Here is a 23036-nt window from a genome sequence, read left to right as displayed (position 1 = left end):
ACCACCGAGGGCGGCACCTCCGCACAGGTGCCGCCCTCTTTCGGTGCCGGAGCCGACAGCCGGGCGGTGAGGGTTTGGTGCCCGGCCGGCGGCTCCGGTGGTGTGTGCGGTCACCGCGGGCGCGCGCGGCGCCCGCGGTGACCGGTCGGTCAGCGGCTGTCGCTGCCCTTCGACTCGGCGGCCGCGCGGCCCGCCTCCAGCCGTGCGACCGGGATGCGGAACGGCGAGCAGGAGACGTAGTCCAGCCCGGCCTCGTGGAAGAAGTGCACCGACTCCGGGTCACCGCCGTGCTCACCGCAGACACCGAGCTTGAGGTCCGGGCGGGTGGCCCGGCCGGCCGCGGCGGCGTTGCGGACCAGCGAGCCCACGCCGTCCTTGTCGATGGTCTCGAACGGGCTGACGCCGAAGATGCCCTTCTCCAGGTAGGCGGTGAAGAAGCTGGCCTCGACGTCGTCGCGGCTGAAGCCCCAGACCGTCTGCGTCAGGTCGTTGGTGCCGAAGGAGAAGAAGTCGGCCGACTCGGCGATCTGTCCGGCCGTGAGGGCGGCGCGGGGCAGCTCGATCATCGTGCCGAGGGTGAGCTTGAGGTTGACGCCGTGGGCCTTCTCGACCTCGGCGATGACCCCTTCGGCCTCCTCGCGGACGATCTCCAGCTCCTGGACGGTGCCGACCAGCGGAATCATGATCTCCGCGCGCGGGTCGCCCTTGGCGTTCTTGCGCTCGGCGGCCGCCTCGGCGATGGCCCGCACCTGCATCGCGAACAGGCCGGGGATGACCAGGCCCAGGCGCACCCCGCGCAGACCCAGCATCGGGTTCTGCTCGTGCAGCTTGTGCACGGCCTGCAGGAGCCGCAGGTCGTTCTCGTTGGCGTCCTTGCGGGCCTCGGCGAGCGCGACCCGGACCGACAGCTCGGTGATGTCGGGCAGGAACTCGTGCAGCGGCGGGTCCAGCAGCCGGACCGTCACCGGCAGCCCGTCCATCGACTCGAACAGCTCGATGAAGTCGGCCTTCTGGAGCGGCAGCAGCTGGCTGAGCGCGGCCTCCCGGTCGGTCTCGGTGTCGGCCAGGATGAGGCGCTCGACCATCTCGCGGCGCTCACCGAGGAACATGTGCTCGGTGCGGCACAGGCCGATGCCCTGGGCGCCGAAGCGGCGGGCGCGGGCGGCGTCCTCGGCGTTGTCGGCGTTGGCCCGCACGCGCAGCCGGCGCACCCGGTCCGCGTACGCCATGATCCGGTGGACGGCCTTGACCAGCTCGTCGGCGTCATCGGCGCCGGCGTGCATCCGGCCCTCGAAGTACTCCACGACCGGGGACGGCACGACCGGCACCTGGCCGGCGTAGACCTTGCCGCTGGAGCCGTCGATGGAGACGACGTCGCCCTCCTCGATGACGGTCCCGTCCGGGGTCGTCATTTTGCGGGACTTGGTGTCGACCTCCAGCTCCTCGGCGCCGCAGACACAGGTCTTGCCCATGCCGCGGGCGACGACGGCGGCGTGCGAGGTCTTGCCGCCGCGGGAGGTGAGGATGCCCTCGGCGGCGATCATGCCGTTGAGGTCGTCGGGGTTGGTCTCCCGGCGGATCAGGATGACCTTCTCGCCGGAGCGCGACCACTTGACGGCGGTGTACGAGTCGAAGACGGCCTTGCCGACGGCCGCGCCCGGGGAGGCGGCGATCCCGCGGCCGATCATCTCGGACTTCGCGCCGAGGTCGAAGCGGGGGAACATCAACTGCGCCAGCTGCGCGCCGTTGACCCGCTGGAGGGCCTCGGCCTCGTCGATCAGGCCCTGGTCGACGAGCTGGGTGGCGATCCGGAAGGCGGCACCGGCGGTGCGCTTGCCGACCCGGGTCTGCAGCATCCACAGCTTGCCGCGCTCGATGGTGAACTCGATGTCGCACAGGTCCTTGTAGTGCGTTTCGAGCGTCTCCATGATCTGCATCAGCTCGTCGTACGACGCCTTGTCGATGTTCTCGAGGTCGGCGAGCGGCACGGTGTTGCGGATACCGGCGACGACGTCCTCACCCTGCGCGTTCTGCAGGTAGTCGCCGTAGACGCCCTGCTGGCCGCTGGCGGGGTCGCGGGTGAAGGCGACACCGGTGCCGGAGTCCGGGCCGAGGTTGCCGAAGACCATGGAGCAGACGTTGACGGCCGTGCCGAGGTCGCCGGGGATGCGCTCCTGGCGGCGGTAGAGCTTGGCGCGGTCGGTGTTCCACGAGTCGAAGACCGCGCGCACCGCGAGGTCCATCTGCTCGCGGGGCTCCTGCGGGAAGTCCCGGCCGGTCTCCTTGGAGACGACGTCCTTGAAGTGCGCGACCAGGTTCTTGAGGTCGGCGGCGTCGAGGTCGATGTCGACGCGGACGCCCTTGGCCTTCTTGGCCTCCTCCAGCGCCTCCTCGAAGAGCTCGCCGTCGACGCCCAGCACGGTCTTGCCGAACATCTGGATGAGGCGGCGGTAGGAGTCCCACGCGAAGCGCTCGTCGCCGGCCTGCGCGGCGAGGCCGGAAACCGACGCGTCGGAGAGGCCGATGTTGAGGACGGTGTCCATCATGCCGGGCATGGAGAACTTCGCCCCGGAACGCACCGACACCAGCAGCGGGTCGTCGGCCTGGCCGAGCTTCTTGCCCATCTTCTGCTCAAGGGCGTCGAGGTGCGCGGAGACCTCGGCACGCAGTGCCGCGGGCTCGCTGCCGCTGTCGAGGTAGACCTTGCAGGCTTCGGTGGTGATGGTGAAGCCGGGCGGGACGGGAAGTCCCAGGTTGGTCATCTCGGCAAGGTTCGCCCCCTTGCCGCCCAAGAGGTCCTTGAGGTCCTTGTTGCCCTCGGTGAAGTCGTACACGAACTTCGCGGAAGAAGGCTGGGTTACGTGGGGATCTTGTGTTTCCGGCACGGCACTGACTCCTCGCCGACGGGCTGCCCTGACGGCGAGGAACATACCCAGATCGAAGGCGTATGGGTACGTCCACTTGGTCGACATACCCGTGTAACCAGTCGTCCGCCACCAGATCGAAAGTGATCATGCGTTTGGCGCACACTTCATTACCTGAATGCACCACTCCGGTGCGTAGTGAAATCTTGAAAGTGTGCTACCCACAGCAACACTTGTGTTCATCACTCGAACGGATCAAGCGTGGCACCCGGTGCCACCATTGGAGAGATGGAGCCCTGCGCGAGGTGCTCATCTGAGCGCACCCCCTATCAGGGGTGGCGAGAATCACGCGCTCATGTGTGACCGGGTTCCATCATTTGGACCCCTTCGCGGGCTACGTGATCAAGGAATGCGTCCACCGAGGCGCGGGGCCGCGCGCGTACGGCGGGCCGGTCGCCCCGCACCCCGGCCGCCCGTTGGTCCGGATCTGCCCCGCTCTCGACCGCTCTCTCCGTCCTGTCCTCGCCGCACCACGGGGCACCCGGTGTCAGGATCGGGCCATAGTCCTCGGCCGCGGGTTCCCGCCCCGTCCCCTACGGAGCGCCCTGCCCCTTGGCGCGCCGCCCGCTGCGCCGGGGCCGGGGCTGTGCGCCGTCCAGCAGCTCCAGCCGCCGCTCCGCGCCGCGGGTCTCGACCTGCACCACGACCCGGCGCAGCAGATCCGCCAGGTCCAGGGCCTCGTCATCGCTCAACGCCTCGGTGACGAAGACCTCTTCGGCGTTGAACTCCGGGAGGATCCGGGCCATCAGCCGCTCCCCCTCGGGGGTGGGCGCGAGCAGCGCGAGCCGTCCGTCGGCCGGGTGGGGTTTGCGCTCCAGCAGGCCACGGCTCTGCAGGGTGCGGGCCACGCCGGTGAGCGTGCCCTTGGAGATGCCCGCCTCCTGCGCCACCTGGCGGGTCTCCCGCTCGCCGCCGGCCCAGACCACCCACAGCACGACGAAGGCGGTCCAGGTCAGCTCGGCGTCGCGCAGCACGGAGTTCTCGAAGTGCTGGCGTACTGCGGCCGCGGCGCGGTAGATGTTCGCCACCGCGGCCATCTGCTCATGGCGAAGGGGGATGTCCGCGATCTTGGCTCGGACCGCCTTCTCCGTGTCCGCGACGGAACGGTGCCCGCTCACCACAGCATCACCTCGGTGTCCTCCGCGACCCGCCCGCCGCCGTGCCGGGCGCCGGATGCGGCCGTGCGCCGTCCGGTCCGCCGCACGGGTTCCCGTACGGAGCCAAACGGTAGCGCGGTGCGACCGGCCGGGACGTGTACCGGACAGCGGAATGCCCCGAATGGCCCTGTCCGCGGGCCCAGTTGGGGGAGGAAGGGGCGGGAGGGGCCGATGGGTCGTACGGTGCCGGCCCCCGTGCCGGCACCGGACGACGCCCGGCCGACGGACCGGGCACACCCCGGCCCGCCCCCTCCGCACCGGCGTCAGCCTGAGGCCTCCCCTAGGGGGAGGCTCAAGCCGGCGGCCGGTGCGACACGGCAATGGTGCGACACGGCGGCGCGGGGCGCCTCGGCATCGAGGAGGAGAAGCGGACGCCGCCCTCCATCATTCGGGGGAGGACGGCGGACGGAGACGGCGGGTGGGCCCGCCTCGCCCAGCGGGCCGCGCGGGCCGCCGCGGCCCGCGCCCGTCCCGTCTTGGTGGCCCTCCCAAGTCGCCGCTTCACACGGGGAGTCGGGCAGCCCGGCCGGGTCAGCCGCCCGAGGTGTCCAGCTCGGCGTCCGCGTCCACGCCCGCGCAGTCGTACGGGTCGTCCAGCCAGCCGTCGGGCAGGACGACGCGGTTGCGGCCGGAGGTGCGGCCCCGCGGGCCGTCGGCGCCCAGCGGCCACGGCTGGTCGAGGTCCAGCTCCGACAGCAGCGCGTCCAGCTCGTCGAGGGAGGAGGTCACCGCGAGGCTGCGGCGCATCTCGGAGCCGATCGAGAAGCCCTTGGTGTACCAGGCGACATGCTTGCGGAAGTCGATCACGCCGCGGGTCTCGTCACCGATCCACTCGCCGAGCAGCGTGGCGTGCCGCAGCATCACCGCCGCGACCTCCTTGAGGGTCGGCTGCGCGTAGGTGCCGGTCCCCTCGAAGGCCGCCACCAGATCGCCGAACAGCCAGGGCCGCCCCAGGCAGCCGCGGCCCACGACCACGCCGTCGCAGCCGGTCTCGCGCATCATCCGCTGCGCGTCGTCGGCCGACCAGATGTCGCCGTTGCCGAGCACCGGGATCTCGGGGACGTGCTCCTTGAGGCGGGCGATGGCGTCCCAGTCGGCGGTGCCGCCGTAGTGCTGGGAGGCCGTGCGGCCGTGCAGGGCGACCGCCGTGATGCCCTCCTCGACCGCGATCCGTCCGGCGTCGAGGAAGGTGAGGTGATCGTCGTCGATGCCCTTGCGCATCTTGATCGTCACCGGCAGCGACCCCGCGTTGGCCACCGCCTCGCGCAGGATCGAGCGCAGCAGGTGCCGCTTGTACGGGAGCGCCGAGCCGCCGCCCTTGCGGGTCACCTTCGGGACCGGGCAGCCGAAGTTCAGGTCGATGTGGTCGGCGAGGTCCTCTTCCGCGATCATGCGGGCGGCCTTGCCGACGGTGTCGGGGTCGACGCCGTACAGCTGGATCGAGCGCGGCCGCTCGGTCTCGTCGAAGTGGATCAGCTGCATGGTCTTCTCGTTGCGCTCGACCAGCGCCCGCGTCGTGATCATCTCGCTGACGAACAGGCCCTTGCCGCCGCTGAACTCCCGGCACAGCGTCCGGAACGGGGCATTGGTGATCCCGGCCATGGGCGCGAGGACCACGGGCGGCTGCACCGCGTGCGGACCGATCTGCAGGAGAGTCATGGCGGCGATACCTTCGGCTTTCTTCGGCTTCCGTTGGCGGGGCGGTCGGGCCGCGGCCCCCGGGGGCGGCCGCTGCGACCTCCCATTGTCCCGCACCGCGCGAGTGGCCCCGCCAGGACCGTCCCACACCGATCGTTGTAGCGTTCAAGGATGTCTGAGCTCGGGCGTCGACGGCGTCTTCTGGTGCTGGCGATCTGCTGTATGAGCCTGCTGATCGTCAGCCTCGACAACACCATTCTGAACGTCGCCCTGCCGTCCATCCAGCACGAGCTGCATGCCTCGGTCTCCGGTATGCAGTGGACGATCGACGCCTACACCCTGGTCCTGGCCTCGCTGCTGATGCTGGCCGGCTCCACGGCCGACCGGCTGGGCCGGCGGCGGGTCTTCCTGGTCGGGCTGGTCGTCTTCGCGGTCGGCTCGCTGCTGTGCAGCCTGGCGCCCGGGCTGGGGTGGCTGGTGGTCTTCCGGATGGTGCAGGCGGTCGGCGGCTCGATGCTCAACCCCGTGGCGATGTCGATCATCACCAACACCTTCACCGAGCCCCGGGAGCGGGCCCGCGCCATCGGGGTGTGGGGCGGGGTCGTCGGCATCAGCATGGCGGCCGGGCCGGTGGTCGGGGGGCTGCTGGTGCAGACCGTCGGCTGGCGCTCGATCTTCTGGATCAACGTCCCGATCGGCGCGCTCGCGATCTTCCTGACCCTGCGCTACGTCCCCGAGTCGCGCGCCCCCAGGCCCCGCCGGGTCGATCCGGTCGGCCAGCTGCTGGTGATCACGCTCCTCGGCTCGCTGACGTACGCGATCATCGAGGCCCCGGACGCCGGCTGGACGTCGCCGCAGATCCTGGTGTTCGTGGTGGCCGCGCTGGGGTCCCTGGCCGGTCTGCTCTTCTACGAGCGGCGCCGCGAGGAACCCCTCATCGATCTGCGCTTCTTCCACAGCGCGCCGTTCAGCGGGGCCACGGTCGTGGCGGTCTGCGCCTTCGCCGCGCTCGCCGGCTTCCTGTTCATCAACACGCTGTATCTGCAGAACATCCGCGGGCTGTCCGCTTTGGACGCCGGGCTCTACATGCTCCCCATGGCCGGGATGACACTGATCTTCGCGCCGGTGTCGGGCCGGCTGGTGGGCAGCCGTGGGCCGCGGCCCTCGCTGCTGGCCGCCGGCACGGCCATGACTGCCAGCGGGGTGCTCTTCGCGGCCTTCGGCGCCCAGTCGGCCAACCCGCTGCTGTTCACCGGCTACGTCCTGTTCGGCATCGGATTCGGCCTGGTCAACGCGCCGATCACCAACACCGCGGTGTCCGGTATGCCGCGCGCCCAGGCCGGGGTGGCCGCCGCCGTGGCCTCCACCAGCCGGCAGGTCGGGCAGTCGCTCGGCGTCGCGGTGATCGGCGCCGTACTGGCGAGCGGGGCGCATGCCCACGCCACCACGGACGCCTTCCTCGCGGCCGCCCGCCCGGCCTGGTGGATCATCGCGGGCTGCGGCGCGGCCGTGCTGCTGCTGGGCGCGGTGACGACGGGCCGGTGGGCGCGGGAGACGGCCCGCCGTACGGCGGCGCTGTTCGACGACGGTCCCCGGGGACAGGACACCGCGGACGCCCGCCCGTAACGGGGCCGGGCGCCCTCTCCTCCCCTACGGCGGCCGCCCGCCTCACCCGGCGGCGAGCGCCGTCAGCTCCGCCAGCTTCTCCAGGCGCGTGCGGGACGTCTCGTCGACGGGGGTGTAGGACATCAGCTTGGGGCCGGGGTTGGGCCCCGTCCACAGGCTCGTGGCGGACAGTTCGAGCACGCCCACCCAGGGGTGCCGGAAGACCTTGACCGACCCCATGGGGCGGATGACCTCGTGCTGCGCCCAGATCTCCCGGAACTCCGACGACGCCTCCATCAGCCGCGCCAGTAGCGCCTTCCACGCCGGCTCCGCGACATGCTCGGCCATCGACGCCCGGAACTTGGCGGCCATCACCCGCATCGTGGCGTCCAGATCGACCACGCGCGACCGCCACTCCGGGTGGGTGAACGCCAGCCACATGCAGTTGCGGTCCTCCTCGGGCAGCGAGTCGAGGTCGCACATCAGGCGGCTGTACGTGCGGTTGTGGGCCAGGATGTCGTACCGGCCGTTCTGGACGACCGCCGGGAACGGGTCGAGCTGCTGCAGGACCTGCCGCAACGCGGGCGGCACGCCCGTGCACTCGCTGCCGGGCATCGGGTCCACCGCCCCGGCCAGCGCGAACAGATGGCTGCGCTCGGCGCGGTCGAGCAGCAGCGCACGCGCCACCGCGTCCAGGACCTGCGGCGACACATGGATGTCCCGGGCCTGTTCGAGCCACGTGTACCAGGTGACCCCCACGGCGCCCAGCTGTGCGACCTCTTCCCGGCGCAGCCCGGGGGTCCGGCGGCGGGTGCCCCGGGGCAGCCCGACCTGTTCGGGGGTGATCCGCTCCCGCCGGCTGCGCAGGAAGGCGGCCAGCTCGGCCCGGCGGGCGTCGTGGTCGCGCGGGGCGGTCACGGCACCGGCACCTGTGGCAGGCTGCGTGGCGGTCACGTCCAGGGTCATGGCTCCAGCCTGCCGCATCCCCGAACCGGTTGCCAGGTAGAGCTGGTACCAGGATAAAGACACTCTGGTACCCGGCTGGGCGGTCGGCGATCGTCGAGTCCGTGAGCACTACGCCAGCACAGACGACCACCACGAAGGCCCCGGCCGCGCCGACCGCGGCACCCGCCACCCCCGAGACCGCACCCCCGCCGTCCGGGGCCGCCTCCGCGGCGACGCCCGCGCCCGGCCCGCGGCAGCACCGCACCCCGCCCCTGCTGACCCCGCTCGGCCTGCTGACCGTGCTGCTGGGGGCGGCCCTCCCGCTGATCGACTTCTTCATCGTCAATGTCGCCCTGCCGACCATCGACGCCGATCTGCGAGCCGGCCCGGCGATGCTGGAGATGGTGGTGGCCGGCTACGGCGTCGCCTACGCCATGCTGCTGGTCCTCGGCGGCCGGCTCGGCGACATGGTCGGCCGCCGCCGGCTGTTCCTGTGGGGGCTGGCCGCCTTCGGCGTGACCTCACTGGCCTGCGGCCTCGCCCCGGACGCCTGGACGCTGGTGGCCGCCCGGATCGCCCAGGGCGCCGCGTCCGCGCTGCTGCTGCCGCAGGTCCTGGCCACCATCCAGGCGACGACCACCGGCAAGCGGCGGGCCAGGGCCCTCAGCCTGTACGGCGGTACGGCGGGGGTCTCCAGCGCCGTCGGGCAGGTGCTCGGCGGACTGCTGGTCTCCGTGGACCTGGCCGGGACCGGCTGGCGCGCGGTGTTCCTGGTGAACGTCCCGATCGCCGCCGCGGCCTGGCTGCTGGCCGCCCGTACGGTGCCCGAGACCCGCGCCCCGCACCCGACCCGGGTGGATGTCCCCGGCACCGCGCTGCTCGCCGCCACGCTGATCACGCTGCTGCTGCCGCTGACCGAGGGCCGGGCGGCCGGCTGGCCGCTGTGGTCCTGGATCCTGCTGGCGGTCTTCCCCGTGGCCGCCACCGCGTTCGTGCGCGTCGAGCGCCGGGCCGAGCGCGCGGGCCGGACGCCGCTGGTGCCGCCGTCGCTGCTGCGCATACCGTCCGTGAACAGCGGACTCACCATGATCGTCCCGTTCACGCTGGGCTTCGGCGGCTTCATGTTCGTCATCGCCGTGGCGCTCCAGAACGGCCTGCACTACGGCCCGTTCACGGCCGGGCTGTCCCTGGCGCCGCTGTGCCTGACCTTCTTCGTCGCCTCGCTCGCCGGTCCGCGGCTGGTGCTGCGGTTCGGGCGGCGGGTGGTGCTCGCCGGCTCGATGATCCAGGGCACCGGGCTGATCCTCCTGGCGCTGACCGTGTACGCGGGCTGGCCGGGGATCTCGGTGGCCGCGCTCGCGCCGAGCATGGCGGTGCTGGGCTTCGGGCAGGGCATGGTGCTGCCGGTCCTGCTGCGCATCGTGCTGAGCGAACTCCCGGCGGCGCAGGCGGGCGTGGGCGGCGGGGTCATGGTCACGACCCAGCAGTCCGGGATGGCCCTGGGCGTGGCCACCCTCGGCACGCTCTTCCTGTCGCTGCTGCCCTCCGTCGGCATCCGCGACGCGCTGCTCGCCGCCCTGCTGACCCAGCTGGCCATCGTCGCGGGCACCACGCTGCTGGCCCTGCGGCTGCCCCGCACCCTGCGCTGACCTGCGCCGGAGCGCGCGGAGAGGGGGAGGGGACGAGAGGTCGCGGAGGGCTCACCCACTCTAACGACTGACAGATATTGAAATCTGTCAGTCGTCATGTCATCGTGGGTACGCGGCCGCACGGCAGCGCGGCCGCCCGCCCCTCCCCCTCTCGTCAGGAGCACGCAGTGCAGACCCGCACCTTGGGCACCACCGGCCCGCAGACCCCCGCCCTCGGCCTCGGCTGCATGGGCATGTCCGCCCTCTACGGCGACAGCGACCGCGCCGAGTCCCTCGCCACCGTCCACGCCGCCCTCGAAGCGGGCATCACCCTGCTCGACACCGGCGACTTCTACGGCATGGGCCACAACGAACTACTGATCAACGAGGCGTTGCGCACCGCCCCTGCCGCGGCCCGCGAACGGGCGCTGCTCAGCGTCAAGTTCGGCGCCCTGCGCACCGTCGAGGGCGGCTTCAGCGGCTACGACGGGCGCCCGAAGGCGGTGAAGAACTTCGCCGCCTACTCCCTCCAGCGCCTCGGTGCCGACCACATCGACATCTACCGGATCGCCCGGATCGATCCGGACGTCCCGGTAGAGGAGACCGTCGGCGCCATCGCCGAGCTGGTCGAGGCCGGGCACGTCCGGCACATCGGCCTGTCCGAGGTCGGCGCGCACACCCTGCGCCGGGCCGCCGCCGTCGCCCCGATCTCCGACCTCCAGATCGAGTACTCCCTCGTCTCCCGGGGCATCGAGGAGTCGATCCTGCCCACCGCCCGCGAACTGGGCATCGGCATCACCGCCTACGGCGTCCTGTCCCGCGGCCTGATCAGCGGCCACTTCAGCCGCGAGCGCACGCTCGCCCCGAACGACTTCCGCGGCCGCAGCCCGCGCTTCCAGGGCGAGAACCTCGACCGCAATCTCGATCTGGTGGACGCCCTGCGCAAGATCGCCGAGCAGAAGGGCGTCTCGGTCGCCCAGATCGCCATCGCCTGGGTGCTCTCCCGGGGCGAGGACATCGTCCCGCTGGTCGGCGCCCGCCGCCGCGACCGCCTGACCGAGGCGCTCGGCGCCCTGGATGTCGCCCTGGACGACGGGGATCTGGCCGCGATCGAGCGTGCGGTCCCGCCCGGCGCCGCCGCCGGCGACCGCTACCCCGCCGACCAGATGGCGCACCTGGACAGCGAGCACTGACCGCGCGGCGGCCGTGACCACCGGAGCCGGGTGTGACCGCCGGAGCGGGTCGTGACCACCGCAGCGGGGTGTGACCACCGCAGCGGCCAGGGCGCACGGCCAGGTACCGTCCGTACGTACCCGGCGCACGGATCCGGTGGACGGACGCCCCGGCGGCCGCCGCCGTCACCCGGCACGGCATCCGCGCGGGACCCGCACGGCACCCGCCGTGTGCCGCCCCGCCGAGTGCCTCCCGGAACCGGTCGCCCGGCCCCGTCCCGCCTCCCGAAAGGCCGACCCGCCCCATGCCGCCCGAAACGCTGACCCCCGAGCGCATCCTCGAAGCCACCGAGGAGGTGCTGCGCCGCTACGGCCCGGCCAAGGCCACGGTCGTGGATGTGGCGCGCGCCCTGGGCGTCAGTCACGGCAGCGTCTACCGCCACTTCCGCACGAAGGCGGCGCTGCGGGAGGCCGTCACGGCGCGCTGGCTGGACCGGACGAGCCGGCAGCTGTCGGTCATCGTCACGGAAGAGGGCCCGGCCCCGGAGCGGCTGGACCGCTGGCTGACCGCCCTGTTCGAAGCCAAGCGGCACAAGGCCGGTGACGACCCCGAACTCTTCGCCACCTATATGACGTTGATCGGCGAGAGCGGCGGCGTGGTCGACCGCCATGTCACGGATCTGGAGGCCCAGCTCACCACCCTCATCGAAGCCGGGGTCAGCCAGGGCGCGTTCCACACCCCGTCCCCGGCGACCACCGCCCGCGCCGTCTTCGACGCCACCGGCCGCTTCCACGACCCCTGTTACGCCGCCGAGTGGTCCCGCCCCGGCATCGCCCACGACTTCGACGCCGTCCGCGACCTGGTCCTGCGGGGCCTGCGCAGCTGACGTCCGGACCACGGAACCGGGCCTGCCCCGCGCACCGGCTGTGCCCGCACACCGACCCCACACCCCCGGCCACAGCCCCGACACCAAGGCCCCCGGGCCCCAACCCCCGGCCCCCGCACACGCACACGCACACGCAAAAGCGCCGACCGAGCCCGGAAGTTCCGGGCCCGGTCGGCGCCTGAGAGCACCGGGGGCGGCGCCGGAGGTCCGGCGCCGCCCCGCGAGCGACTAGCAGCCGAGCAGCCGCGCGCCCAGGTAGGCCTGGATCTGGTCCAGGCTGACGCGCTCCTGCTTCATGGTGTCGCGCTCACGCACGGTCACCGCGTTGTCGTCGAGGGTGTCGAAGTCGACCGTGACGCAGAACGGGGTGCCGATCTCGTCCTGGCGGCGGTAGCGGCGGCCGATCGCGCCCGCGTCGTCGAACTCGATGTTCCAGTTCTTGCGCAGGTCCGTGGCCAGCCCCTTCGCCTTCGGCGACAGCTGCGGGTTGCGGGACAGCGGCAGCACCGCAACCTTGACCGGCGCCAGGCGCGGGTCGAGCTGCATGACGGTGCGCTTCTCCATCTTGCCCTTGGCGTTGGGCGCCTCGTCCTCGATGTACGAGTCGAGCATGAAGGCGAGCATCGCGCGGTTCACACCGGCCGCCGGCTCGATGACGTACGGAGTCCAGCGCTCGCCGGCCTCCTGGTCGAAGTAGGAGAGGTCCTGGCCGGACGCCTTGGCGTGCGCGGACAGGTCGTAGTCGGTGCGGTTGGCCACGCCCTCCAGCTCGGAGAACTCGGTGCCGCCGAAGTTGAAGCGGTACTCGATGTCAGCGGTGCGCTTGGAGTAGTGCGAGAGCTTCTCGGCGGGGTGCTCGTACCAGCGGATGTTCTCCTCGCGGATGCCGAGGTCGCGGTACCAGTTCCACCGCTGCTCCATCCAGTACTCCTGCCACTGCTCGTCCTCGCCCGGCTTGACGAAGAACTCCATCTCCATCTGCTCGAACTCGCGGGTCCGGAAGATGAAGTTGCCGGGCGTGATCTCGTTGCGGAAGGACTTGCCCATCTGCGCGATGCCGAACGGCGGCTTCTTGCGGGAAGTCTGCTGCACCTGGGCGAAGTTGGTGAAGATGCCCTGGGCGGTCTCGGGGCGCAGGTACGCGACCGAGGCGGTGTCCTGGGACGGGCCGAGGTGGGTGGAGAGCAGGCCGGAGAACTGCTTGGGCTCGGTGAAGCTGCCCTTGTTGCCGCAGTGCGGGCAGTTCAGGTCGGCGAGGCCGTTCGCCGGGAGCTTGCCGTGCTTGGCCTCGTACGCCTCTTCCAGGTGGTCGGCGCGGAAGCGCTTGTGGCAGGAGGTGCACTCGGTGAGCGGGTCGGTGAAGGTGGCGACGTGGCCGGACGCCTGCCAGACCTCGGGGGCCAGGATCACCGACGAGTCGAGACCGACCACGTCTTCGCGGGAGGTGACCATGGCGCGCCACCACTGACGCTTGATGTTCTCCTTGAGCTCGACGCCCAGCGGACCGTAATCCCAGGCAGCCCGGGAGCCGCCGTAAATCTCACTGCAGGGGTATACGAAGCCACGGCGCTTGCTCAGGCTGACGATGGTATCGATCTTGTCGGCGGCCACGGTGCTCTCTTCATTACGACGACGAACGATGAATGGGCGGTGCCCTGTCGTCTCACTGAGGGGGTGGTGGTCAAGAGACGGCTGGGCGAATAGTTCAGGGTACCGGCGGCCGTACCCCCTGGATCAAATCGGTTCCGGCCCCACTGTCGCCCCGCTCACACCGCCCCGGCTGTTGTTGACAATCGTTTCCACTTTTGTTGAAAATGAGTGTCATGAACATACGCCGTCACATATCCACCGCGACTCTCGCCGGGGTCTCGGTGCTCGGCCTGCTGGCCCTCTCCGCCTGCTCCCCCGCGAGCGGCGCACACACCGAGGACGGCAGGCTGCGCGTGACAGCGTCCTTCTATCCCATGGAATTCCTGGCCCAGCAGATCGGCGGGAAGCACGTCGAGGTGACCGACCTCACCAAGCCCGGCGTCGAGCCGCACGACCTGGAGCTCACCCCGAAGCAGACCGCCCAGCTCGGCGAGTCCGGCGCGATCGTCTACCTCAAGGGCCTCCAGCCCGCCGTGGACGACGCCGTCGCCCAGTCCGGCGTCAAGCACGTCGCCGACGCCGCCTCCTTCACCCCCCTGGAGAAGCACGGCACCGAGGTCGACGGCCACCACCACACCACCGGCGACAACCACTCGCACTCCGAGGCCGAGGGCGGCAACGACCCGCACATCTGGCTCGACCCCGTGAAGTACGCCGAGGTCGCCAAGGGCGTCAACAAGACCCTCGCCCAGGCCGACCCGGCCCACAAGGCCGACTTCCAGAAGAACACCGACGCACTGGTCAAGAAGCTGGACGGCCTGGACAAGGACTTCCGGGACGGGCTGAAGAACCGTTCCTCGGACACCTTCCTGACCACCCACGCGGCCTTCGGCTACCTCGCCGAGCGCTACGGCCTGACCGAGGAGGCCATCAGCGGCCTCGACCCGGAGTCCGAGCCCAGCGCCCACCGCATCAGGGACCTGCACACCCTCGCCACCCGGCACCACGTCTCCACCGTCTTCTTCGAGACGATCGCCAACCCGGCCACCGCCAAGTCCCTGGCCGGCGATCTCCACCTGAAGACCGATGTCCTCGACCCGCTAGAGGGGATCACCGGCAAGAGCCGCGGCAAGGACTACTTCGGTGTGCAGCGCGCCAACCTCGCCGCGCTCCAGAAGGCGCTCGGCAGCAAGTGACGACACCGCACCGCACGCGACGGAGGTCACCATGAACGATCCGCTCCCCGAGCCGGTCATCGACCTGCGCGACGCCACCGCCTCCCTGGGCGGCCGGCCCGTATTGCGCGGCATCGATCTCACCGTCCGTACGGGCGAGGTCGTCGCGCTGCTCGGCGCCAACGGCTCCGGCAAGTCGACCGCCGTCCGGTCCGTGATCGGCCAGGTCCCGCTCACCGGCGGTGAGCTGGCCCTCTTCGGCACCCCGTTCCGGCGGTTCCGGGACTGGGCCCGGATCGGCTACGTCCCGCAGCGCACCACCGCGGCCGGCGGGGTGCCCGCCACCGTCCGCGAGGTCGTCACGGCCGGCCGGCTGGCCCGCACCAAGCTGGGCATCCTGCGCAAGGCCGACCGGGCCGCGGTGCACCACGCCCTGGAGCTGGTGGGCATGGCCGACCGCGCCAAGGACTCCGTCAACGCGCTCTCCGGCGGCCAGCACCAGCGGGTGCTGATCGCCCGCGCGCTGGCCGGCGCACCGGAACTGCTGATCATGGACGAGCCGATGGCCGGCGTCGACCTGGCCAGCCAGGAGGTGCTCGCCTCGGCCCTGCGCGAGCAGGTCGGCCGCGGCAGCACGGTCCTGCTGGTGCTCCACGAGCTGGGCCCGCTGGAGCCGCTGATCGACCGCGCGGTGGTGCTGCGCGACGGCTGCGTGGTCCACGACGGCCCGCCGCCCGAGGCCGTGGGCCAGCACGCGCTGCCCGGCCATGACCATGTCCACCCGCACGCCGACGCGGCCGCGGAACCGATCCGGACGGGGCTGCTGACCTGATGGAAATCCTCGACTACGCCTTCATGCAGCGGGCGTTGATCGCCGCCCTGATCGTCGGCGTCACCGCCCCCGCCATCGGCATCTACCTCGTCCAGCGCCGCCAGGCCCTGATGGGCGACGGCATCGGCCATGTCGCGCTCACCGGCGTGGGCCTGGGCTTCCTGCTCAACACCAGCCCGGTGTGGGTCGCCACCGCCGTCGCCGTCGCCGGCTCCGTCGTCATGGAGCTGATCCGCTGGTACGGCAAGACCCGCGGCGATCTCGCGCTGGCCATGCTGTTCTACGGCGGCATGGCGGGCGGCGTGATGCTGATGAACCTCTCCGACGCGGGCTCCAACGCCAACCTCGGCACCTACCTCTTCGGCTCGATCACCACCGTCTCCCCGCAGGACATGACGACGATCTATGTGCTGGCCGCCCTGGTGCTGGCCATCACGATCGGGCTGCGCCGCCAGCTGTTCGCCGTCTGCCAGGACGAGGAGTTCGCCCGGGTGACCGGTCTGCCGGTGCGGCTGCTCAATCTGCTGGTCGCGGTCACCGCCGCGGTCACCGTCACCGTCGCCATGCGTGTCGTCGGGCTGCTGCTGGTCAGCGCCCTGATGGTGATCCCGGTTGCGGCCGCCCAGCAGATCAGCCGCAGCTTCGCGGTCACCTTCGCCACGGCCGTCGCCATCGGTGTGGCGGTCACGGTGACGGGTACCACCACCTCGTACTACGTCGATGTGCCGTCCGGCGCGACGATCGTGCTGTTCGCCATCGGCCTGTTCGTGATCTTCACCGCGCTCGCCGCGCCGCTCGCGAAAAAGCGCGCAAGGGCTGCCGCTCAGGCCTCCCGCGGGTGCACCCTGGAAGTACCCGGCAGCCGCGGCGCCACGGACGATGTGAGCGTGGCCGGATGAGCAGGGCAGCGAGGCGTCGGCGGGCGCAGACAGATGTACGTGTAAGCGTTCCCCCGGGGGGCCGGCCATCACCTGGCACAATGGCAGGACGCACGTGCAGGGGGAAGACCTGACGTCCTAGGGAGGCAACGGTGGCGACGAGCGCGGGATCTCCGGTACGCGGCCGGTCGACGCGGCAGCGGACCGCGGTGTCGGCCGCACTCGACGAGGTCGACGAGTTCCGCAGTGCACAGGAGCTGCACGACATGCTCAAGCACCGGGGCGACTCGGTGGGGCTGACCACCGTCTACCGGACGCTTCAGTCGCTCGCCGACGCCGGCGAGGTCGACGTGCTGCGCACCAGCGACGGCGAGGCGGTCTACCGCCGGTGCAGCACCGACGATCACCACCACCATCTGGTGTGCCGGAGCTGCGGCAAGGCCGTCGAGGTCGAGGGCCCCGCGGTGGAGAAGTGGGCGGACCAGATCGCCGCGGAGCACGGCTTCCGCGACGTCGCGCACACCATCGAGATCTTCGGGACCTGCGGGGAGTGCGCGGCGGGATCCGGCGACGAGCAGTAGCCCTCGGACCCGCAGCACGCCAGGGGCACCAGGCCGGGGCCGTCCCCGGAACCGATGACCAGCCGATCGGGCCGCTTCCGCGAGGAGGCGGCCCTTTTGGCGTCCCGGGGCGGAGGCCGTAAGGGGGTCGCAAGGGGGCCGGCCGCCTCCGGATTCCGCTACCTGCCCGGTTGCCCCGCCCTGCCCCGTCCCGCACGGGTTCCTGACCGCCTGGCCCCGTTCCGTTTCCCCCTCTTCCTCCCCACTCGGGAAATCTGTCAGGTACACGCTGGTGCTACCCTTGACGGGCCATCAGCGCGGATTGCCCGCGCACACCACGGGGGGTAGGAATGGGCGTTCTCGGCGAGCTCTGGGACGACGGCACGAAGCTGGTCGGCGATGTGGTCGAGGTCGGCAAGGACGTCTTGATGGCGCCGGCCGAAATCGCGCACTGGGCGCTGACCCAGATGTTCGGCGGCGGTGAGGCGGATCTGCAGAAGATCTCGGCCGAGCTGAAGACGCTGAGCAAGGAGCTGGACGGTCTGACCAAGGAGATCAACACCACCCTCGGCAAGCTCACCTGGCACGGCCCGGCCTCCGACGCCTTCGTCACCGTCGCGCACGGCCGCGTCAAGGAGATGAACCAGATCTCCGACGATCTGGGCACGCTGGGCGACTCGGTCGACCGGCTCTCCAAGGTCTACTGACAGACCTTCACGCGCTCTTCGGGCCCGGCCTCTCCGGAGCCCGCATCCACACCACCGGCACACCCGGCGCACCCGTCACACCCGGGTCCGGCATGCCGGATTCTTCGCGATTCACCATCACTTCACGGGGGTTGTTCGGATGGCAGGCGACACATTCGGTGTCGAGACGGCGGAGCTCGCCAAGATCGAGAAGGACTGGCACGCGGTCAGCCGCCGCATGGCGGAACTCAACGCGCAGCTGGGGCAGATCAAGGAGACGCTGGTCACCGCGGCCTCGATCGACCTCGCCGCGGCACCGCTGGCCTCACTCCCCGGCTTCGGCATCGCCTACCAGGTGCTCGCGGACGTGAAGGAGATCGCGGAGGTCAGCAAGCGCCTTGAGGAGAGCAAGAAGAAGCTGCTCGGGGAGTTGGCCGGGGACGCCGAGAAGATCAAGAAGGTCAAGGCCGAGTACGAGGCCAACGAGAAGAAGATCGAAGACGCGCTGAAGAAGATCCACCACCGCACCCGGCACGACTCCCCCGCCCCGCCCGGCCACACCGGCGGCGGAGGCGGCGGTGGCAGCACCGGCGGAGGCGGCGGTGGCAGCACCGGCGGAGGCGGCGGTAACGGCGGAGGCGGCACCGGCGGTGGCGGCGGAAGCACCGGCGCCGGCGGCCCGGCCCCCGCCCAGGGCCACGGCGACGGCAAGTGGGACACCCAGGGAAACTGGGACGCCTGGTCGCCCGGCAAGCACCACACCACGACGGGCGCGGGCGTCGAGACCGCCCCCGACACCTCCGGGCTGCCCGGTGAGCGCAAGGACATCATCGACCGCGCCCTGGAGCGGGTGAACCACCGCATCGGCTACAGCCAGTCGGCGACCACCAACGGCTACCGCGACGACTGCTCGGGCTTCGTCTCCGCCGCCTGGGGCCTGGAGCCGCCGGGCCTGAACACCTACGGCCTGATGGGCGGCAACACCGCCCACGAGATCACCAAGGACGATCTCCAGCCGGGCGACGCCCTGATCGCCGGCGACCACACCGTCCTGTTCGGCGGCTGGGCCGACAAGGAGCACACCAAGTACATCGCCCTGGAGGACAACGGCTCCCAGGGCACCGTCTCCCACATCATCCCGTACCCGTACTACTCGGGCGACGCCGCACACGAGAGGTCGATCGGCAAGCCGTACGTCCCCTACCGCCGCAACGGCCTCTGACCGTACGGCGCCCGGCCGTACGGCATTGGGCCGTACGGCCGCCGGCCCGCGCGGCCCCGCTCCGCACGGCCTCCGATCCGCACACGAGAGAGAACGCCTGCATGTTCACCCGCCGTCTGCTCACCGCGGCCGTCCTTGCCGCGTCGCTGGCCACGCTCACGTCCTGCAAGGGCGAGGACACCTCCGCCGCCCCGGACGCGCACGCGTCCGCCGCCTCGTCACCGGCGTCCACACCGACCGACGCGCCCAGCGACGCATCGACCGGGGCGCCGACCGACGCGCCGGGCGGCGACCCGTCCGCCTCGGCCTCCGCCTCCGGGCAGAAGGACCTGCCGATCGACCCGGAGCCGTCGTTCGACTGCACCCCGGCCAAGCTGGCCAAGGGGCACCGGATGGTGCAGGTCACCGGCGCACCGGCCGGCGGCGTACTGGCCGTCCGGCAGGCGCAGTTCGCCTGCGACCCCAACGGCGGCGGCTACGCGGGGACGGGGAAGGCCGGCCGGTACCGGCTGGCCCCGGGTGCCACGGCCGAGCTGACCACCGGCGCGACCGGTCACCGCGCGGTGTCCCTCGCCGCGCTCGGCGGGCACCTCACCGCCTGCATCGAGCACGACCAGGTCAAGGCGCCCCTCGCCTGCTCGGGCGACATCTACGAACTCACCCTGAACGGCTCCGGCACCGTCTCGCACCTCCGCGAGATCTGGCACTCCTGACGGGTCCGGGTACGGCGAAGGGGGCGGTGGGGCGTTCGTGCGAACGCCGCACCGCCCCCTTTCCCATGGCCCGTTCGCGCCGGACCTACGTCGCGGACTCGCCCTCCGCCACCGGCGCCGCCCCGAACCGGCGGTCCCGCTGCGCGTACTCCAGGCATGCCTGCCACAGGTTCCGCCGGTCGAAATCCGGCCAGAGGATGTCCTGGAAGACCATCTCGGCGTAAGCGCTCTGCCAGATCAGATAGTTCGAGGTCCGCTGCTCGCCCGACGGCCGCACGAAGAGGTCCACATCCGGCATGTCCGGGTAGTACATGTACTTCGCGACGGTCTTTTCGTTCACCTTCGACGGGTCCAGCTTTCCGGCCCGCACGTCCGCCGCGATGGCCGCCGCCGCATCCGCGATCTCCGCCCGCCCGCCGTAATTCACGCAGAAATACAGCGTCATCGCGTCATTGTTCTTGGTCTGCTCCTGGGCCACCTGGAGCTCCTGCACCACGGACTTCCACAGCTTCGGCATCCGCCCGACCCAGCGGATACGAATACCCAGCGCGTCCATCTCGTCACGGCGCCGGCGGATCACATCGCGGTTGAAGTTCATCAGGAACTTCACCTCGTCGGGCGACCGCTTCCAGTTCTCCGTCGAGAAGGCGTACAGCGAAAGGTTCTTCACGCCCATTTCGATGCAGCCCTTGAGCACGTCCATGACGACGCCCTCGCCGACCTTGTGGCCCTCGGTGCGCGGCAGCCCGCGCTCCTTCGCCCAGCGGCCGTTGCCGTCCATGACGACCGCCACATGGTTCGGGACGAGCTCGCCGGGGATCTTCGGCGGCCGCGCACCGGAAGGGTGCGGCTCGGGCGTCACGTACTCACGTCGATTACGGCCCAGAATCCCGCGTCGTGCCATGCGGCCCACGTCTCCTATGTGTCTTGTGCGGTCGAGCTGTCTTGAGGTTCGGGGGTGTCTTGAGGGTCGGGGGGTGTGTCGAGGTTCGGGGGGTGTGTCGCTGTGCGTTATTTCTCTACGTACCGGAGGGAACGCAGGCCCCGCTCCAGATGCCAGTGCAAATACGCCGTGACCAGTCCGCTGCCCTCGCGGGCATGGCGGGCCTCGCAGGCGTCCGCGGTCTCCCAGTCGCCGGTCAGCAGCGCGCTCAGGAGCCCAATGGCCTCAGAGGAGGGTACGACGCTCCCCGCCACCCGGCAGTCACCGCAGGTCACACCGCCCGACGCAACCGAGAAGAACCGGTTCGGACCGGGCATTCCGCACCGTGCGCAGCGGTCGAAACTCGGCGCATAACCGTTCACCGCGAGCGAGCGCAGCAGGAAGGCGTCCAGGACGAGATGCGGCGCGTGCTCGCCATTGGCCAGCGTCCGCAGCCCGCCGACCAGCAGCAGATACTGCTGCACGGCGGGCTCGCCCTCGTGGTCGGTGAACCGCTCGGCGGTCTCCAGCATCGCGGTGCCGGCCGTGTAGCGGCCGTAGTCGGTGACGATGCCGCCGCCGTACGCCGCGATCGTCTCGCTCTGCGTGCACAGCGGCAGCCCGCGCCCGATCAGCTCGCTGCCGCGCGCGTAGAACTGCACGTCGACGTGCGAAAACGGCTCCAGCCGCGCCCCGAACTTCGACTTCGTCCGCCGCACCCCCCGGGCCACGGCACGGACCCGTCCGTGGCCTCGGGTGAGCAGCGTGATGATCCGGTCCGCCTCGCCCAGCTTCTGGGTGCGCAGCACGATGCCGTCGTCGCGGAACAGACTCATGGCGTCATTCTCGCGCATCGGCGCGGCCGGATGTCCCTCAGCCCGGCCTCAGCAGCCCGGCCTCAGCCCCGGTCGCCCCGGGAGGGCTCGGCCAGCGCGGCGGTGAGCTTCCGGGCCACGTCCATCGAGCATCGCCCCAGCTCGACGAGGGGCGGGATGTACCGGTGGGCGATCGACACGGGGTCGGGACGCAGCGACGGCAGCACCACCCCGGCGCGGGCCAGCGCCTCCCGCAGCTCCGTCGTCACGTCTTCCACTTCCTTGAACTGCTGCATGAGCATCCGCACTTTCCGTGAGGGGATTTCACTGTTCGCATTCAGAGAGTGACGCTACGGAACTAGCCTGGGCAAGGGGGCCGACCCTGCAACGGGCGCGCAGAGAAGGGATGTATGTCATGGCCAACGCTTCACGCCAGGCCGCGTGGGAGTTCTGGGGCACGGAGCTCAAGCGCCGACGGGAGGACGCGGGATTGACCCAGGAGGGGCTGGGCGCCAAGGTCTTCGTCTCCGGCGGCTACATCGGCCAGTTCGAGCAGGCGATCCGCAAGCCGCAGCTGGATGTGGCAAAGCGGATCGACGAGGTCCTGCAAACCGATGGCTTTTTCGAGCGGATGTGGCGAAAGCTGATCGATGATCAGCGGTACGCCGATTACTTCGCGGCAGCGGCGGAGCTGGAGCGGCTGGCGACGAGGATCTGCGACTGTGAGCCGATGATCGTGCCTGGACTGCTGCAGACGGCGACGTACTCAAAGGCACTCATGCTCGCGGGCAACCCATACTCCCCGGACGAATGCATCGCGGAGAAGGTCCGTGCGCGCCTGGAACGGGCCATCATCCTCAAAGACGGTGCACGCCCCAGGTACTGGGCGGTACTGCACGAGGCCGTCCTGCGGGTTGCCGTAGGTGGCCCGGCCATCATGGCCGAGCAGTTGGAGCACATCACTCGGCTCGCGCGTGACCGGAAGATCCTGATGCAAGTGCTCCCGTTCGCTGCGGGCGCCTACCCGCTCATGGGAAAAATGCTGACGCTCATGGAGTTCGACGACGCCCCGCCAACCGTCTATACAGAAGGCGTGTATTCGGGGAATCTGCTGGACAATCCGGCCGTAGTGAAGCGCGTACAGGAGGGTTACGATCTCCTCAGGGCCGCCGCGCTGTCGCCGGAGGCGTCCCTGGCCCTGATCGAGTCGGCGGCGGAGGACTACAGACGATGCGCGAGTTCGAGCTGAGCACCGCCCAGTGGCGCAAGAGCAGCTACAGCGACCAGAACGGCGGTAGTTGCCTCGAAGTCGCCCACGACTTCCCCGGCGCAGCCGCCTGGCGCAAGAGCAGCTATAGCAGCGGCGCCTCCGACAACTGCCTCGAAGTCTCCGACGCCCACCCCGGCGTCGTCCCCGTCCGCGACAGCAAGTCCCCCCAGGGCCCGGCCCTGATCTTCCCGGCCGACGGCTGGACCACCTTCGTCGACGCGGTCAAAGACAGGCATTTCACGGCCGCCTGACCGGCTTTCACGAGGCGTCCACACGAGTGACACAAAGGCCCCGCCATCCCACTGGATGACGGGGCCACATCACGTTATGGTCCGGGTCATCATGGGCGGAAGGCGACCTTCCGCGCTTCTCAGTCCCCCGCGGGAAGGGCCCCTCACGGCACGTCAACTCCCCGGT

The 23036-nt window shown here is 70.8% G+C and carries 21 protein-coding genes; 13 read left to right on the top strand and 8 right to left on the bottom strand.

Annotated features, from left to right (window positions below; all coding sequences use genetic code 11):
• Positions 1-149: 149 nt before the first annotated feature.
• From ppdK to dusB, 3 genes are all read right to left on the bottom strand, one after another.
• A complete protein-coding gene (gene ppdK / locus IEY78_RS10885) occupies positions 150-2930 on the bottom strand; it encodes a pyruvate, phosphate dikinase (protein ID WP_373294120.1) in 2781 nt (926 codons plus the stop codon).
• Between the two features lie 527 nt (positions 2931-3457).
• Positions 3458-4042, bottom strand: a complete 585-nt coding sequence (locus tag IEY78_RS10880; RefSeq protein WP_189097452.1) for a MarR family winged helix-turn-helix transcriptional regulator — start codon at positions 4040-4042, stop codon at positions 3458-3460.
• A 570-nt stretch (positions 4043-4612) separates the two neighbouring features.
• On the bottom strand, positions 4613-5740 hold the full coding sequence (gene dusB, locus IEY78_RS10875) for a tRNA dihydrouridine synthase DusB (RefSeq protein WP_189097451.1): 1128 nt from the start codon (positions 5738-5740) through the stop codon (positions 4613-4615).
• Between the two features lie 150 nt (positions 5741-5890).
• On the opposite strand from dusB, the gene IEY78_RS10870 reads away from it, so the two are divergent.
• Complete coding sequence (locus tag IEY78_RS10870) at positions 5891-7345, top strand: MFS transporter (protein ID WP_189097450.1); 1455 nt, start codon at positions 5891-5893, stop codon at positions 7343-7345.
• 42 nt (positions 7346-7387) lie between these two features.
• Here the strand turns inward: IEY78_RS10870 and IEY78_RS10865 are convergent, their stop codons facing one another.
• Positions 7388-8290: a helix-turn-helix transcriptional regulator gene (locus tag IEY78_RS10865; RefSeq protein WP_189097449.1), complete on the bottom strand. Its 903-nt coding sequence runs from the start codon at positions 8288-8290 to the stop codon at positions 7388-7390.
• 101 nt (positions 8291-8391) lie between these two features.
• Between IEY78_RS10865 and IEY78_RS10860 the strand changes: the two genes are divergently transcribed.
• The 3 genes from IEY78_RS10860 to IEY78_RS10850 all read left to right on the top strand — a co-directional run bounded on the left by IEY78_RS10860 (position 8392) and on the right by IEY78_RS10850 (position 11956).
• Positions 8392-9918, top strand: a complete 1527-nt coding sequence (locus IEY78_RS10860) for an MFS transporter (RefSeq protein ID WP_189097448.1) — start codon at positions 8392-8394, stop codon at positions 9916-9918.
• Between the two features lie 167 nt (positions 9919-10085).
• The gene (locus IEY78_RS10855) at positions 10086-11090 is read left to right on the top strand and encodes an aldo/keto reductase (RefSeq protein ID WP_189097447.1); all 1005 of its coding nucleotides are present in this window, start codon (positions 10086-10088) and stop codon (positions 11088-11090) included.
• A 284-nt stretch (positions 11091-11374) separates the two neighbouring features.
• Positions 11375-11956, top strand: coding sequence for a TetR/AcrR family transcriptional regulator (locus IEY78_RS10850; protein ID WP_189097446.1), 582 nt, complete (start codon positions 11375-11377; stop codon positions 11954-11956).
• A gap of 228 nt (positions 11957-12184) precedes the next feature.
• Here the strand turns inward: IEY78_RS10850 and IEY78_RS10845 are convergent, their stop codons facing one another.
• Positions 12185-13567: a glycine--tRNA ligase gene (locus tag IEY78_RS10845; RefSeq protein WP_189097445.1), complete on the bottom strand. Its 1383-nt coding sequence runs from the start codon at positions 13565-13567 to the stop codon at positions 12185-12187.
• Positions 13568-13779: 212 nt separating this feature from the next.
• Here IEY78_RS10845 and IEY78_RS10840 point away from each other — a divergent pair, with 212 nt between their 5' ends.
• The 7 genes from IEY78_RS10840 (at position 13780) to IEY78_RS10810 (ending at position 19612) form a co-directional block, all read left to right on the top strand.
• Positions 13780-14742, top strand: coding sequence for a metal ABC transporter substrate-binding protein (locus IEY78_RS10840; protein ID WP_189097444.1), 963 nt, complete (start codon positions 13780-13782; stop codon positions 14740-14742).
• Positions 14743-14773: 31 nt separating this feature from the next.
• Positions 14774-15553, top strand: a complete 780-nt coding sequence (locus tag IEY78_RS10835; RefSeq protein ID WP_189097443.1) for a metal ABC transporter ATP-binding protein — start codon at positions 14774-14776, stop codon at positions 15551-15553.
• Complete coding sequence (locus IEY78_RS10830; protein WP_189097442.1) at positions 15553-16452, top strand: metal ABC transporter permease; 900 nt, start codon at positions 15553-15555, stop codon at positions 16450-16452. The genes IEY78_RS10835 and IEY78_RS10830 overlap by 1 nt, the downstream gene beginning before the upstream one ends.
• 131 nt (positions 16453-16583) lie before the next feature.
• Positions 16584-17012: a Fur family transcriptional regulator gene (locus IEY78_RS10825; protein ID WP_189097441.1), complete on the top strand. Its 429-nt coding sequence runs from the start codon at positions 16584-16586 to the stop codon at positions 17010-17012.
• A 329-nt stretch (positions 17013-17341) separates the two neighbouring features.
• Positions 17342-17698, top strand: a complete 357-nt coding sequence (locus tag IEY78_RS10820; RefSeq protein ID WP_189097440.1) for a WXG100 family type VII secretion target — start codon at positions 17342-17344, stop codon at positions 17696-17698.
• 139 nt (positions 17699-17837) lie between these two features.
• The gene (locus tag IEY78_RS10815; protein WP_189097439.1) at positions 17838-18899 is read left to right on the top strand and encodes an NlpC/P60 family protein; all 1062 of its coding nucleotides are present in this window, start codon (positions 17838-17840) and stop codon (positions 18897-18899) included.
• 101 nt (positions 18900-19000) lie between these two features.
• On the top strand, positions 19001-19612 hold the full coding sequence (locus tag IEY78_RS10810) for a hypothetical protein (RefSeq protein ID WP_189097438.1): 612 nt from the start codon (positions 19001-19003) through the stop codon (positions 19610-19612).
• Positions 19613-19697: 85 nt separating this feature from the next.
• Here IEY78_RS10810 and IEY78_RS10805 read toward each other — a convergent pair whose 3' ends face one another.
• The 3 genes from IEY78_RS10805 to IEY78_RS10795 all read right to left on the bottom strand — a co-directional run bounded on the left by IEY78_RS10805 (position 19698) and on the right by IEY78_RS10795 (position 21645).
• Positions 19698-20516 (bottom strand): isoprenyl transferase, encoded by an 819-nt coding sequence (locus IEY78_RS10805; protein WP_189097437.1) that lies wholly within the window; start codon positions 20514-20516, stop codon positions 19698-19700.
• Positions 20517-20623: 107 nt separating this feature from the next.
• Positions 20624-21370 carry a DNA repair protein RecO gene (recO, locus tag IEY78_RS10800; protein ID WP_189097436.1) on the bottom strand — a complete coding sequence of 249 codons (747 nt, stop codon included), beginning with the start codon at positions 21368-21370 and terminating at the stop codon, positions 20624-20626.
• A gap of 62 nt (positions 21371-21432) precedes the next feature.
• The gene (locus IEY78_RS10795; RefSeq protein ID WP_189097586.1) at positions 21433-21645 is read right to left on the bottom strand and encodes a hypothetical protein; all 213 of its coding nucleotides are present in this window, start codon (positions 21643-21645) and stop codon (positions 21433-21435) included.
• A gap of 119 nt (positions 21646-21764) precedes the next feature.
• On the opposite strand from IEY78_RS10795, the gene IEY78_RS10790 reads away from it, so the two are divergent.
• Entirely contained in the window at positions 21765-22598 is an 834-nt protein-coding gene (locus tag IEY78_RS10790) for a helix-turn-helix domain-containing protein (RefSeq protein WP_189097435.1), read from the top strand.
• Positions 22580-22870, top strand: coding sequence for a DUF397 domain-containing protein (locus IEY78_RS10785; RefSeq protein ID WP_189097434.1), 291 nt, complete (start codon positions 22580-22582; stop codon positions 22868-22870). Before IEY78_RS10790 ends, IEY78_RS10785 begins: the two co-directional genes overlap by 19 nt.
• The last annotated feature ends 166 nt before the right edge of the window (positions 22871-23036 follow it).

Source organism: Streptomyces kronopolitis (assembly GCF_014646275.1).
Taxonomy (GTDB): Bacteria; Actinomycetota; Actinomycetes; order Streptomycetales; family Streptomycetaceae; genus Streptomyces; species Streptomyces kronopolitis.
Note: the sequence above shows the minus strand (reverse complement) of the source record. Positions and strands in the feature narration are given on the sequence as shown.